The following is a 13,734-nucleotide window of genomic DNA, read 5'->3' on the forward strand; positions in this document are numbered from 1 at the left end:
GAACAGGAGTCACTGGGTGACGAGTACGGACGTACGTACGGATGCAGAGGACTCGGGACCCAGCGGCTATGCGGCGGCCCGGCTGCGCCTCCTCCAGGAGGAGGCGCAGTCCGGGCCGCCGCGCCGTTCGGCCCTGTCCGAGCTGACCGACGACTGGCTGGCCGGCCTCTTCGGAGCGGGGACCGCCGAGCCGCGCGGGGTCTCCCTCGTGGCCGTCGGGGGATACGGGCGCGGCGAGCTGTCGCCCCGCAGCGACCTGGATCTGCTGCTCCTGCACGACGGGTCCGACGACGCGGCGGTGGCCGCGCTGGCCGACCGCATCTGGTATCCCGTCTGGGACCTGGGGCTGGCCCTCGACCACTCCGTGCGCACCCCCGCCGAGGCCCGCAAGACGGCCGGCGAGGACCTCAAGGTGCACCTCGGGCTGCTGGACGCCCGCCACATCGCCGGTGATCTGGGCCTGACCGCCGGGCTGCGGACCTCCGTCCTCGCCGACTGGCGCAACCAGGCGCCCAAACGCCTCCCGGAGCTCCAGGAGCTGTGCGCCGAACGGGCCGAGCGGCAGGGCGAGCTGCAGTACCTGCTGGAACCCGACCTCAAGGAGGCGCGCGGCGGGTTGCGCGACGCCACCGCCCTGCGCGCCGTCGCCGCCTCCTGGCTCGCGGACGCCCCGCGCGAGGGGCTCGCCGACGCACGGCGCCGCCTCCTCGACGTACGGGACGCGCTCCATCTCACCACCGGGCGCGCGACCGACCGCCTCGCGCTCCAGGAGCAGGACCAGGTCGCCGCCGAGCTGGGGCTGCTGGACGCCGACACCCTGCTGCGCCAGGTGTACGAGGCGGCGCGGGTCATCTCGTACGCCAGCGATGTGACCTGGCGTGAAGTGGGACGCGTGCTGCGGTCGCGTGCCGTGCGGCCCCGGCTGCGCGCCATGCTCGGCGGGGGCAAGCCGGCCCCCGAGCGGTCGCCGCTCGCCGAGGGCGTGGTCGAGCAGGACGGCGAGGTCGTGCTCGCACGGGCCGCCAAGCCCGACCGGGACCCCGTACTGCCCCTGCGCGCCGCCGCCGCTGCCGCCCAGGCCGGACTGCCGCTGTCCCTGCACGCCGTACGCCGTCTCGCGGCGACCGCCCGGCCGCTGCCCACGCCCTGGCCCGCGGAGGCGCGCGAACAGCTCGTCACCCTGCTGGGTTCCGGGCGTCCGACGGTCGACGTGTGGGAGGCGCTGGAGGCCGAAGGCCTCATCACCCACCTGCTGCCCGACTGGGAGCGGGTGCGCTGCCGGCCGCAGCGCAACGCCGTGCACATCTGGACCGTCGACCGGCACCTCATCGAGACCGCCGTCCAGGCCTCCGAGATGACCCGCCGGGTGCACCGGCCCGACCTGCTGCTCGTCGCCGCTCTGCTGCACGACATCGGCAAGGGCTGGCCCGGCGACCACTCAGTCGCCGGCGAGATCATCGTCAAGGATGTGGCCGCCAGGATCGGCTTCGACCGCGACGACGTGGCCGTCCTGTCCACCCTCGTCCGGCACCATCTGCTGCTCGTCGACACCGCCACCCGGCGCGATCTGGAGGACCCGGCCACCGTCCGTTCGGTGGCCGACGCCGTCGGATCGCCGGGCACGCTCGAACTGCTGCACGCGCTGACCGAGGCGGACGCGCTGGCCACCGGGCCCGCCGCCTGGTCGTCGTGGCGGGCCTCGCTCGTGACCGAACTGGTCCAGCGGGTCGACGCCCTGTTCGCCGGCGACGAGCCGGAGGAGCCGGAGCCCGGCGAGACCAGCGCCGAGCAGGAGCGGCTCGCCATCGAGGCGTTCCGCACGGGCGGGCCGGTGCTGTCGCTGCGCGCGCGCCCGGACGAGACCGTCGTCGCCACCGAGGAGAAGGACGAGAAGGCCGACCCCGAGCCGCTCGGTGTGGAACTCCTCATCGCCGTGCCCGACCAGGCGGGCGTCCTGCCCGCGGTGGCCGGCGTGCTCGCGATGCACCGGCTCACCGTGCGCACGGCCGAACTGCGGACCTTCGACCTCCCGGACGGCGTCGAGGGCTCGGTCCTGCTGCTGAACTGGCGGGTGGCCGCCGAGTACGGTTCGCTGCCGCAGGCCGCCCGGCTCCGCGCGGACCTCGTACGGGCGCTCGACGGCTCCCTGGACATCGCCGGACGGCTGGCCGAGCGCGACGCGGCCTACCCCCGGCGGCGCGGCGTGGTCGCGCCCCCGCCGCGCGTCACGGTGGCCGCGGCGGCGTCCCGGCACGCCACGGTCATCGAGGTCCGCGCCCAGGACGCCCCCGGGCTCCTGCACCGGATCGGACGGGCTCTGGAGGACGCGCACGTCCGCGTGCGCAGCGCGCACGTCAGCACCCTGGGCGCCAACGCCGTGGACGCCTTCTACGTCACCGGACCGGCGGGGACACCGCTGCCCGGCGACGAGGCGGTCTCGGTGGCGCGGAAGCTGGAGGAGACCCTGCGCGGCTGAGCACGTCGGGTACGGCGCCGTCCGGTGCCGTACCCGACGCGGCCGGGCTCCGCCACCACTATCCACAGGGGTGGAGACCCGACCGCACCCAGACAGATACCCTGGAGGGCAGCCCACCGCCCCCGACTCCGAGGACCGACACCGCCGTGTTCGATACGCTCTCCGATCGCCTCTCAGCGACGTTCAAGAACCTGCGCGGCAAGGGGCGCCTGTCCGAGGCGGACATCGACGCCACGGCGCGGGAGATCCGAATCGCGCTCCTCGAAGCGGATGTCGCGCTGCCCGTCGTCCGGGCGTTCATCAAGAACGTCAAGGAAAGGGCACTCGGCAGCGACGTCTCCAAGGCGCTCAACCCCGCCCAGCAGGTCCTCAAGATCGTCAACGACGAACTGGTCGGCATCCTCGGCGGCGAGACCCGCCGTCTGCGCTTCGCCAAGCAGCCGCCGACCGTGATCATGCTCGCGGGTCTCCAGGGTGCGGGTAAGACGACCCTGGCGGGCAAGCTGGGCCGCTGGCTCAAGGAGCAGGGCCACTCGCCGCTCCTCGTCGCCTGTGACCTCCAGCGCCCGAACGCGGTGAACCAGCTCAGCGTGGTCGCCGAGCGCGCCGGTGTCGCGGTCTACGCCCCCGAGCCGGGCAACGGCGTGGGCGACCCGGTCAAGGTCGCCAAGGACTCCATCGAGTTCGCGAAGTCGAAGGTCCACGACATCGTGGTCGTCGACACCGCGGGCCGCCTGGGCATCGACCAGGAGATGATGCAGCAGGCCGCCGACATCCGGGACGCGGTCTCCCCGGACGAGATCCTCTTCGTCGTCGACGCGATGATCGGTCAGGACGCCGTCAACACGGCGGAGGCCTTCCGCGACGGCGTCGGCTTCGACGGCGTCGTCCTCTCCAAGCTCGACGGCGACGCCCGCGGTGGTGCCGCCCTGTCGATCGCCTCGGTCACCGGCAAGCCGATCATGTTCGCGTCGAACGGCGAGAAGCTCGACGAGTTCGACGCGTTCCACCCCGACCGGATGGCCTCCCGCATCCTCGACATGGGTGACCTGCTCACCCTGATCGAGCAGGCGGAGAAGACCTTCAGCCAGGAAGAGGCCGCCAAGATGGCCTCCAAGCTGGCGTCCAAGAAGGGGCAGGACTTCACGCTCGACGACTTCCTGGCCCAGATGGAGCAGGTCAGGAAGATGGGCAGCATCAGCAAGCTGCTCGGCATGCTGCCCGGCATGGGGCAGATCAAGGACCAGATCAACAACATCGACGAGCGCGACGTCGACCGCACGGCAGCGATCATCAAGTCGATGACCCCGGCCGAGCGCCAGGAGCCGACGATCATCAACGGCTCGCGCCGCGCCCGTATCGCCAAGGGCTCCGGTGTCGAGGTCAGCGCGGTGAAGAACCTCGTGGAGCGGTTCTTCGAGGCCCGCAAGATGATGTCCCGCATGGCCCAGGGCGGCGGTATGCCCGGGATGCCGGGTATGCCCGGCATGGGTGGCGGTCCCGGCCGGAGCAAGAAGCAGCCCAAGCAGGCCAAGGGCAAGCAGCGCTCGGGCAACCCGATGAAGCGCAAGCAGCAGGAGCAGGAGGAGGCCGCGCGCCGGGCCGCCGCGGCCCAGGGCGGCGCCCTCGGACTGCCGGGCCAGCAGACCCCTCAGGACTTCGAGCTGCCGGACGAGTTCAAGAAGTTCATGGGCTGACCGCGGTTCCGCGGGGACCTACGGCGGACGCCGCGTGACCGGCCGGGGGGTGTGGCCGGGCGCGCGGCGCCGGATGCCGTGTGCGTGACGGCAGGGTGTGGTGTCGCTCGTGGTGCTCCCGCTGGCAACTCCCGTACGCGGATGTGTTGTTCCCCTGGACGATGCGTCAGGTTAGGCGCGTGGCGCGGCGCTTGCCCATGAGAAAGCGTTACCCGCCCGCTTTCTTCACGCCATTCACAACACCGTTCACACCCGCGTCGGAAGATGCGAAGACCTCCTCAGGGCGTCCGCGTGATCAGGTAGCGGAAAACGTTCGGCATCCAGACCGTCCCGTCCCGGCGGCGGTGCGGATGCAGTGCCTCGGTGAGTTCCTTGTCCACCTGCTCCTGGTCGGTGGCCCCGATCGCCGCGTCGAACAGGCCGGTCGACAGCAGCCCCCGTACGGCGTTGTCCACGTTGGCGTACCCGAAGGGGCAGGCCACGCGCCCGGAGCCGTCCGGCCTCAGGCCGGCCCGCTGGGCGACCTCCTCCAGGTCGTCCCGCAGCGCCGGGCGCCAGCTGCCGGCGCTGCGCAGCGGATCGGCGAGCTTCGTGGCCACCCGGAGCACGCCGGACGTGGTGCAGCGCTCCGGTGGGCCCCAGCCGGCGAGGACCACGGGGGTGCCGCGTTCCGCGAGCGGGGTCGCCGCGGCGAGCAGTTCACCGAGACCCTCGGAGTCACCGGCCAGACAGCCGATCGGCTCGAAGGCGGTCACCAGGTCGTAGAGCGGTTCACCGGGCGCGCGGGCCACGTCCTCGGGGCCACCCTCGACGACCCGGGCGCCGGCGCACGCGCGCGTGCCCCAGGACTCCGGCCGCAGCCGCTCCCGGGCCAGTGCCGCTCTCTCCGGCGCCGCCGAGTCGACGCCGGTGACCGCGGCTCCCCGCCCCGCCGCCATCAGCAGCGCGAGCCCCGACCCGCAGCCGAGGCCGAGCAGCCGCGTCCCGGTGCCGACGTCCAGCCGCCGGTACACGGCCTCGTACAGCGGTACCAGCATCCGTTCCTGGATCTCCGCCCAGTCACGCGCGCGTGCACACCGGTCCACGCGGGATGCGGTCCCCGCGCGAGGCAGTTGCTGCCGCACGAGCGTAGGTGTCATATCGAAAGCGCCCCAATCCGCCGTGAGTTGCCGTTGCCGGATTTACTGGCCCCCGTGGCAGTGCGCGCTCGCACTCCCCCCGTATGCCAGGTAACTCCGCACTCGGCGAGTCGTCCAGGGGTCGCGGACACCGGTTTGCGAACTGTCCAGGGAAGGAAAAAAGAATTCACATCGACGCAATATGCCCCCGTACCATTCCGCCATGGCAAAGGCACCCGTACTCACGCCCCGCGCGGACGACTTCCCGCGCTGGTACCAGGATCTGATCACCAAGGCCGAACTGGCGGACAACGGCCCGGTGCGCGGCACCATGGTCATCCGACCGTACGGGTACGGCCTGTGGGAGCGGATGCAGCAGGAGATGGACGCCCGGATCAAGGAGACGGGCACGCAGAACGCGTACTTCCCGCTCCTGATCCCGCAGTCGTACCTCACCCGGGAGGCCGAGCACGTCGAGGGCTTCGCGCCCGAGCTGGCCGTCGTGACGCACGGCGGCGGCAAGGACCTCGAAGAGCCCGCGGTGGTCCGCCCCACCTCCGAGATGATCATCAACGCCTCCTTCTCGAAGTGGGTGCAGAGCTACCGCGACCTGCCGCTGCTGATCAACCAATGGGCGAACGTCGTCCGTTGGGAACTCCGCCCCCGGCTCTTCCTGCGCACCAGCGAATTCCTCTGGCAGGAGGGCCACACGGCGCACGCGACGTACGAGGAGGCGCGCGACTTCGCCGCGCACATCCATCGGGAGGTCTACGAGGACTTCATGGTCAACGTCCTCGCGATGGACGTCGTCCCCGGCCGCAAGACCGTCAAGGAGCGCTTCGCCGGAGCCATCAACACCCTCACGCTCGAAGGCATGATGGGCGACGGCAAGGCCCTGCAGATGGCCACCAGTCATGAACTGGGCCAGAACTTCGCCAAGGCCTTCAACACCCGGTACCTGTCGAAGGACGGCACACAGGAACTGGTCTGGCAGACCTCCTGGGGCTCCACGACCCGCATGATCGGCGCCCTGGTGATGATGCACGGCGACGACCACGGCCTCCGGGTGCCGCCCCGGCTGGCCCAGGTCCAGGCCGTCGTCGTCGCGATCAAGGGGGACGACGCGGTTCTGGCCAAGGTCCGCGAACTCGGTGCCCGGCTCAAGGCGGCGGGCGTCCGCGTGCGGGTGGACGACCGTACGGACGTCCCGTTCGGCCGCCGCGCCGTCGACTGGGAGCTCAAGGGCGTCCCGGTACGCATCGAGGTCGGCCCCCGTGACCTGGAGAACGGCACCGCGATGCTCGTCCGCCGCATCCCGGGCGGCAAGGAGCCGGTCGCCCTCGACTCGCTCGCGAACCTGCTCCCCGCCGTCCTGGAGGAGGACCAGGCGCTCCTGCTGAAGCAGTCGCGCGAGCGGCGCGAGTCCCGTACGGCCGAGGTGTCCACCCTCGACGAGGCGATCGAGGCGGCCACCGCCGGCGGCTGGGCGCGGATCCCCTGGTCGACGCTGGGCGAGGACGGCGAGAACAGGCTCGGGGAGCACGCGGTGACCGTAAGGTGTCTGGTCGCCGAGGACGGGTCGGTGCCCGACTCCTACGACGCACCCGGTAACGTCGCCGTCGTGGCGCGCGCTTACTAGAGCACTCCGTTCCGCAGGGAGAGCGACCGAAACGTCCCTTGCGCATCTGCCGAACCCAGGTGCCCCGGCGCGCGGACCTCGTCTACGCGCCGGGGCGTACGTGTTACTACGTACCGCCTTGTGGCGAGCTGTGAGGCTTCTCCGCAGATCAGCGCACCCGCCCTCGTCAGGACGCACTAGTGGCAACTGACGGGTACGTGCAAATTATTTGGGATGGCCCGGAATCGGAACACAGCGGCACTCAGGCTCGTTGTCATTACGTGAGCACGACACAGACACCACCTGTTCTCGCCGCAGAACTGGCACAGGCGTGGGCCGACATTCAACGGCACCACCCCGAGCTGCCGGATCTTGCCGCTCCCGAGTCCCTGATCGGAGAGTCGTCGTCCGCTTGCGGTCACGAGCTCTCCTTCGAGCGACTGCTCCATGAGGCAGTCCATGGCATCGCCGCCGCGCGCGGGGTCCGCGACACCTCCCGCGCCGGCCGGTACCACAACCGCAGATTCCTCGCGATCGCCGAGGAGCTCGGCCTCGACCACCCCGAGGAACCGCATCCCAGCAGCGGTTTCTCGCTGGTCACGCTCAACCCCGAGGCCAAGCGTCGCTACCGCCCGACCATCGACAGACTGCAGCGCGCCCTCAAGGCCCACACCGCGGCGACCTCCGCGGACACGGCCCGCAGCTTCCGGGGCCCGGCCGCCCGTCACGGCTCCTCCGGTGGCGGCGTCCGCGTCAAGGCCGTCTGCGACTGCGGCCGCAACGTCCGCGTCGTCCCGTCCGTACTCGCCCAGGCCCCCATCGTCTGCGGCGGCTGCGGCAAGCCCTTCCGGATCCCGGAGGTCGTGGGCGCGGCGTGAGACGAGGGCGAGCCGAGGAGACGGCGAGCTGAACAGACGGCTGCTCGTGGCAGCCGTGTCGGGCTCGTGGTCGGTCGGTGGCCGTCCTTGCCGCGGGCAGTCGTGCCGCTGGGCGACGGGACCCCTCCCGCTCGAGTGAGGCCGAGAGCGGGGAGGGTGGACGCAGGCGGCACCCGGCGAGCGCCGGTGAGCGAAAGCCCTGGCGCCGGGTGCCGCTTCGGCATGGCTCCGTGCAGCCCGGTCAGAGGTGAACCGCAGCGTGTGGCACAATGGCTAGCTGTACTCGACAGTCGCACAGGACCCCTCTCTCCTCCGGCTGACGCGTCCATCGGGCACTCGGGTACCGCAACCCCACGCGGCTCTCTCGCCGTGCCCAACCACGTCAAATCCAGGAGAACCCACTCCCGTGGCAGTCAAGATCAAGCTGAAGCGTCTGGGCAAGATCCGTTCGCCTCACTACCGCATCGTCGTCGCCGACTCCCGCACCCGTCGTGACGGCCGTGCGATCGAGGAGATCGGCAAGTACCACCCGACGTACCACCCGTCGGTCATCGAGGTCGACGAGGAGCGCGTCGCGTACTGGCTGGGTGTCGGCGCGCAGCCGACCGAGCCCGTGCTCGCCATTCTGAAGAAGACCGGCGACTGGCAGAAGTTCAAGGGCGAGCCCGCTCCGGCGCCGCTCCTCGTGGCTCAGCCGAAGTCCTCCCGCCCGTCGTTCGAGGCTCTGGGCGGCGACGACGAGGGCAAGGGTGAGGCGATCACCCAGAAGAAGAAGGCCGAGAAGAAGGACGAGGCTGCCGCCGAGTCCGAGTCGACCGAGGCCTGAGCATGCTCGAGGAGGCTCTCGAGCACCTCGTCAAGGGCATCGTCGACTACCCCGACGACGTGCAGGTCGCCTCGCGCAACCTGCGCCGCGGGCGCGTACTCGAGGTCCGGGTCCACCCCGACGACCTCGGCAAGGTGATCGGCCGTAACGGCCGTACCGCCCGCGCCCTGCGTACCGTCGTGGGTGCCATCGGCGGCCGCGGCGTCCGTGTCGACCTCGTCGACGTGGACCACGTCCGCTGACGAACATCCGCAGCACCGGCTCGGGCCGGGGAGGGCCACTGGGCCGTCCCCGGCCCGTAGTCGTATCCGTCGCATCAGCCGTATGCGCTGTGTGAGCCCGTATGCGGTGCATGAGTTTTATGCGTGTTGTATGCGTTGCATGAGTCGTATGACAGGAGATCGAGCACAGTGCAGCTCGTAGTCGCACGGATCGGCCGCGCCCATGGCATCAAGGGCGAGGTCACCGTCGAGGTCCGCACCGACGAACCGGAACTCCGGCTCGGCCCCGGCGCCGTCCTGCTCACGGACCCCGCCTCGACGGGCCCCCTCACCATCGAGTCCGGCCGGGTCCACAGCGGCCGGCTGCTCCTGCGCTTCGAGGGCGTCCGGGACCGCAACGCCGCCGAGGCCCTCCGCAACACCCTGCTGATCGCCGAGGTGGACCCGGAGGAGTTGCCGGAGGAAGAGGACGAGTACTACGACCACCAGCTGATGGACCTGGACGTGGTCACCAAGGACGGCGTCGAGGTCGGCCGGATCACCGAGATCTCGCACCTGCCCTCCCAGGACCTGTTCATCGTCGAACGGCCCGACGGGAGCGAGGTGATGATCCCGTTCGTCGGCGAGATCGTCACCGAGATCGACCTGGAGGAGCAGAAGGCGGTCATCGACCCCCCGCCCGGTCTCATCGACGACCAGGCGGAGATCGCGTCCTCCCGGGACGAGGTCTGATGCGGCTCGACGTCGTCACGATCTTCCCCGAGTACCTCGAACCCCTGAACGTCTCGCTCGTCGGCAAGGCCCGTGCGCGCGGACAGCTGAACGTGCACGTCCACGACCTGCGGGAATGGACGTACGACCGGCACAACACCGTCGACGACACCCCGTACGGCGGCGGCCCCGGCATGGTCATGAAGACCGCCCCCTGGGGCGACGCCCTCGACGATGTGCTGGCCCAGGGCTACGAGACGGGATCCGCCGGCCCCGCCCTCGTCGTCCCCACCCCCAGCGGCCGCCCCTTCACCCAGGCGCTCGCCGTCGAACTCTCCGAGCGCCCCTGGCTGGTCTTCACGCCGGCGCGCTACGAGGGCATCGACCGGCGCGTGATCGACGAGTACGCCACCCGCATGCCGGTGTACGAGGTCTCCATCGGCGACTACGTCCTCGCCGGCGGCGAGGCGGCCGTCCTCGTCGTCACCGAGGCCGTGGCCCGGCTGCTGCCCGGCGTCCTCGGCAACGCCGAGTCCCACCGCGACGACTCCTTCGCGCCCGGGGCCATGGCCAACCTCCTGGAGGGGCCGGTCTACACCAAGCCCCCCGAGTGGCGTGGCCGGGACATCCCCGAGGTGCTGCTCAGCGGCCACCACGGCAGGATCGCGCGCTGGCGGCGGGACGAGGCGCTGAGGCGTACCGCCGCCAACCGGCCCGACCTCATCGAGCGCTGCGACCCGAAGGCCTTCGACAAGAAGGACCGCGAGATGCTCTCCATCCTGGGCTGGGCCCCGGATCCGGAGGGTGCGCCGTTCGGCCGATTTTGGCGGCGGCCCGAGGGCGTGGAACAATAGGCCGCTGTTGTGCGTCGTCCGGCGCGCGCCCCTGCCACAGGGGGACACGACGCCCGCCCCGACCCGGACAGCATCCTCTCGTAACACCTAGCTCCCGCCTATGACCTGTGGCATGGGCGAAGAAAGCAGACGAAATGTCTCACCTGCTCGACTCCCTCGACTCCGCGTCGCTGCGGAGCGACATCCCGGCGTTCCGCCCGGGTGACACCGTCAACGTCCACGTGCGCGTCATCGAGGGCAACCGCTCCCGTGTGCAGCAGTTCAAGGGCGTGGTCATCCGTCGCCAGGGCGCCGGTGTCCGCGAGACCTTCACGGTCCGCAAGGTCTCGTTCTCCGTCGGCGTCGAGCGCACCTTCCCGGTGCACACCCCGATCGTCGAGAAGATCGAGCTCGTCACCCGCGGTGACGTCCGTCGCGCCAAGCTGTACTACCTGCGCGAGCTGCGCGGCAAGGCGGCGAAGATCAAGGAGAAGCGCGACAACTGATCGCGCGTTCGAGTCACAAGAGGTCGTCACATCGGGGCCGGATACCATCTGGCCCCGATGGACACCGAAGCACAGCAGCACATGGAGCGCGACCGCTCCCCCCGCCCTTCCGGCGTCGAGGTCTCCGAGGAGATCTCCGACACAGGAGGGTCGGAGGAGCGGTCGCGTTTCGCATGGGTGGACCGCGCCGGCGCGTGGGTGCCGGGCGGGAGATACACCCTGACCGTGCTGATCTGCCTGCTTTTTCTGGCGCTCTTCAGCAACTTCGTGATGCAGCCGTTCCAGATTCCCAGCAGCTCCATGGCCGACTCATTGAGGATCGGGGACCGCGTTCTCGTAAATAAGTTGGCGTACCGTTTCGGATCTGAGCCGCGGCGCGGTGACGTCGTCGTCTTCGACGGCACCGGCTATTTCGGGAACGCCGACTACGTCAAGCGCGTTGTCGGCGTGGGGGGAGACCGGGTGGTCTGCTGCGACCAGGAGGGGAGGCTTGAGGTGAACGGCCGGTGGGTCGACGAGTCGTCGTTTCTGCACCCGGGAGACAGCCCGTCGAACGTACCCTTCGACGTGGTCGTCCCCGAGGGCAGACTGTTCCTCCTCGGCGACCACCGCAGTGACTCCAGTGACTCCCGTGACCACCTCGGGTCCCCCGGTGGCGGCATGGTCCCTCTCGACGCCGTGATCGGCCGGGCCGAATGGATCGCCTGGCCCGCCGACCACTGGACGCGGCTGGACCGTCCGGACGCCTACGCGCGCGTGCCCGCCGCCGTCGGCGGTGCGCATGGGTAACCGTGGCAAACCCCGCGGTGCGCCCCCCGCCACCGCGGCCGCCAACCTGCTGCCCACCGGCTCCCGGCGGTCCGGCGGGGCCGCCCGGCCGAGCCGGGTCGAGCGGCGCAAGCTGGCCCGCAAGATCAAGCGGCGCAGACGTCGTTCCGCGGTCAAGGAGATCCCGCTCCTCGTCGGTGTCGCCGTCCTCATAGCCCTCGTCCTGAAGACCTTCCTCGTCCAGGCGTTCGTGATCCCGTCGGGCTCCATGGAGCAGACGATCCAGATCGGCGACCGGGTCCTCGTCGACAAGCTCACGCCCTGGTTCGGCTCCAAGCCCACCCGGGGGGACGTCGTCGTCTTCAAGGACCCGGGCGGCTGGCTGGAGGACGAGCAGACGACGACCACCACCGAGGACCCGATCGTCATCAAGCAGATAAAGGAAGGCCTGCAGTTCATCGGTCTGCTGCCGTCCGACGACGAGAAGGACCTCATCAAGCGCGTCGTCGCGGTCGGCGGGGACACCGTCAAGTGCTGTGACACCCAGGGCCGCGTCACCGTCAACGGCATGCCCCTGGACGAGGCGGCGTACATCCACCCCGGCAACCAGCCCTCGACCCAGCGGTTCGAGGTCACCGTGCCGCAGGGCCGTCTGTGGGTGATGGGCGACCACCGGGAGAACTCCGCCGACTCGCGCGCCCATCAGACCGACGATTCGAAGACGGCTCAGTTCGCCGGTACGGTGCCGGAGGCATCCGTGGTGGGCCGGGCCGTCGTCATCGCCTGGCCGGTGGGCCACTGGGGGCAGTTGGAGGAGCCTGACACGTTCTCCGCCGTGCCGAGCGGGTCGACCATCGCCCTCGGCGCTTCGCATAGGGTGGCCCCCGCGGATCGAAATGGATTGATCCCCCTCCCGACCCCTGCGGAACTCCCGCTCGTTATGGGAGTGGTGGGCCTGCACCGGCTGTGGCGCGGGCGGCGGTACGGAGTGAGGAGTGGATGTGGGGGATTTGGCGGTCGGCGCACGGTCCGGACACGGTGGTTCCGAAGAACGGCCGGAGCGATCCGACGAGGCGGCTTCCCCGGCCGCGGAGAACATGGAGGACGTGGAGAACGCCGTGCGTTCCGAGGGTCCCGTCGGCTCCGGGAGTGACTCCCCGGACGGCGACACGACGGACGGCGAGAACGGCGCCCAGACCTCGGCCGACGAAGGCGACGGTGACGGCGACCAGAACGAGCGGCCCGGGAAGAAGCAGCGCTCCTTCTGGAAGGAACTGCCGATCCTGATCGGTATCGCGCTGGTGCTCGCGCTGCTGATCAAGACGTTCCTGGTGCAGGCGTTCTCCATCCCCTCCGACTCGATGCAGAACACGCTGCAGGAGGGCGACCGGGTCCTGGTCGACAAGCTCACCCCGTGGTTCGGCTCGGAGCCCGAGCGCGGCGAGGTCGTCGTCTTCCACGACCCGGACGGCTGGCTGGACGGCGAGCCCACCCTGGAACCCAACGCCGTGCAGCGCGTCCTCGGCTGGATCGGCCTGATGCCGTCCGCCGAGGAGAAGGACCTCATCAAGCGGGTCGTCGGCGTGGCCGGCGACACCGTGGAGTGCAAGGGCACGGGCCCGCTCAAGGTCAACGGCAAGGCACTGAACGAGCCGTACGTGTACCCGGGCAACACCCCCTGCACCGTCGACGACACCGGCGGTCAGTTCAAGGTGAAGGTGCCCGAGGGCAAAATCTGGGTCATGGGTGACCACCGGCAGAACTCGCTGGACTCCCGCTACCACCAGAACGACAGCAACAAGGGCATGGTCCCGGTGAGCCAGGTCGTGGGCCGCGCCATCGTGGTCGCCTGGCCTCCCACCCGCTGGTCCACGCTGCCGATTCCGGACACCTTCGACCAGAACCTGAGCGCCGCCGCCCCCGGCGCGCTCGGCCTCGCGGGCGCGGTGCCGTTGGTGCTGTGGCGCAGGCGCCGCCTTCTGGCCACCGAAAGCCCGAGGGTTTCTGGCACGGGTACCGCCGGGTAGGGTGCCGTCCCAGATCGCCGATCTTCCGCGGCCCGCTCGGGGCCCGGACGGTCGA

Annotated in this window: 13 protein-coding genes; 12 read left to right on the forward strand and 1 reads right to left on the reverse strand. The window is 70.5% G+C overall.

Features of this window, described 5'->3' with window-relative positions:
* Positions 1-16 precede the first annotated feature (16 nt).
* Together HW837_RS27215 and ffh are read left to right on the forward strand one after the other, a co-directional pair.
* Positions 17-2,476: a [protein-PII] uridylyltransferase gene (locus HW837_RS27215; protein WP_045561462.1), complete on the forward strand. Its 2,460-nt coding sequence runs from the start codon at positions 17-19 to the stop codon at positions 2,474-2,476.
* A 146-nt stretch (positions 2,477-2,622) separates the two neighbouring features.
* Complete coding sequence (ffh, locus tag HW837_RS27220; RefSeq protein ID WP_193381563.1) at positions 2,623-4,173, forward strand: signal recognition particle protein; 1,551 nt, start codon at positions 2,623-2,625, stop codon at positions 4,171-4,173.
* A gap of 278 nt (positions 4,174-4,451) precedes the next feature.
* Here ffh and HW837_RS27225 read toward each other — a convergent pair whose 3' ends face one another.
* Positions 4,452-5,210, reverse strand: coding sequence for a class I SAM-dependent methyltransferase (locus HW837_RS27225; protein WP_093790210.1), 759 nt, complete (start codon positions 5,208-5,210; stop codon positions 4,452-4,454).
* A 304-nt stretch (positions 5,211-5,514) separates the two neighbouring features.
* Between HW837_RS27225 and proS the strand changes: the two genes are divergently transcribed.
* The 10 genes from proS (at position 5,515) to lepB (HW837_RS27275) (ending at position 13,679) form a co-directional block, all read left to right on the forward strand.
* Positions 5,515-6,930, forward strand: a complete 1,416-nt coding sequence (gene proS / locus HW837_RS27230) for a proline--tRNA ligase (RefSeq protein WP_093790252.1) — start codon at positions 5,515-5,517, stop codon at positions 6,928-6,930.
* A gap of 260 nt (positions 6,931-7,190) precedes the next feature.
* Complete coding sequence (locus HW837_RS27235; RefSeq protein WP_033526923.1) at positions 7,191-7,787, forward strand: hypothetical protein; 597 nt, start codon at positions 7,191-7,193, stop codon at positions 7,785-7,787.
* A gap of 406 nt (positions 7,788-8,193) precedes the next feature.
* Positions 8,194-8,613: a 30S ribosomal protein S16 gene (rpsP, locus tag HW837_RS27240; protein ID WP_033526924.1), complete on the forward strand. Its 420-nt coding sequence runs from the start codon at positions 8,194-8,196 to the stop codon at positions 8,611-8,613.
* A 2-nt stretch (positions 8,614-8,615) separates the two neighbouring features.
* Positions 8,616-8,855, forward strand: coding sequence for an RNA-binding protein (locus HW837_RS27245; RefSeq protein WP_033526925.1), 240 nt, complete (start codon positions 8,616-8,618; stop codon positions 8,853-8,855).
* Positions 8,856-9,023: 168 nt separating this feature from the next.
* Complete coding sequence (gene rimM / locus HW837_RS27250) at positions 9,024-9,566, forward strand: ribosome maturation factor RimM (RefSeq protein ID WP_045561459.1); 543 nt, start codon at positions 9,024-9,026, stop codon at positions 9,564-9,566.
* The gene (trmD, locus tag HW837_RS27255) at positions 9,566-10,399 is read left to right on the forward strand and encodes a tRNA (guanosine(37)-N1)-methyltransferase TrmD (RefSeq protein WP_045561458.1); all 834 of its coding nucleotides are present in this window, start codon (positions 9,566-9,568) and stop codon (positions 10,397-10,399) included. Before rimM ends, trmD begins: the two co-directional genes overlap by 1 nt.
* Before the next feature lie 134 nt (positions 10,400-10,533).
* A complete protein-coding gene (rplS, locus tag HW837_RS27260; RefSeq protein ID WP_033526928.1) occupies positions 10,534-10,884 on the forward strand; it encodes a 50S ribosomal protein L19 in 351 nt (116 codons plus the stop codon).
* Between the two features lie 57 nt (positions 10,885-10,941).
* Positions 10,942-11,673, forward strand: coding sequence for a signal peptidase I (gene lepB, locus HW837_RS27265; RefSeq protein WP_045561457.1), 732 nt, complete (start codon positions 10,942-10,944; stop codon positions 11,671-11,673).
* Positions 11,666-12,805, forward strand: coding sequence for a signal peptidase I (gene lepB, locus HW837_RS27270; RefSeq protein ID WP_045561520.1), 1,140 nt, complete (start codon positions 11,666-11,668; stop codon positions 12,803-12,805). The genes lepB (HW837_RS27265) and lepB (HW837_RS27270) overlap by 8 nt, the downstream gene beginning before the upstream one ends.
* Positions 12,771-13,679: a signal peptidase I gene (gene lepB, locus HW837_RS27275; protein ID WP_078853804.1), complete on the forward strand. Its 909-nt coding sequence runs from the start codon at positions 12,771-12,773 to the stop codon at positions 13,677-13,679. Before lepB (HW837_RS27270) ends, lepB (HW837_RS27275) begins: the two co-directional genes overlap by 35 nt.
* The last annotated feature ends 55 nt before the right edge of the window (positions 13,680-13,734 follow it).

Source organism: Streptomyces caniscabiei (genome assembly GCF_014930365.1).
In the GTDB taxonomy this organism is placed as follows: domain Bacteria; phylum Actinomycetota; class Actinomycetes; order Streptomycetales; family Streptomycetaceae; genus Streptomyces; species Streptomyces caniscabiei.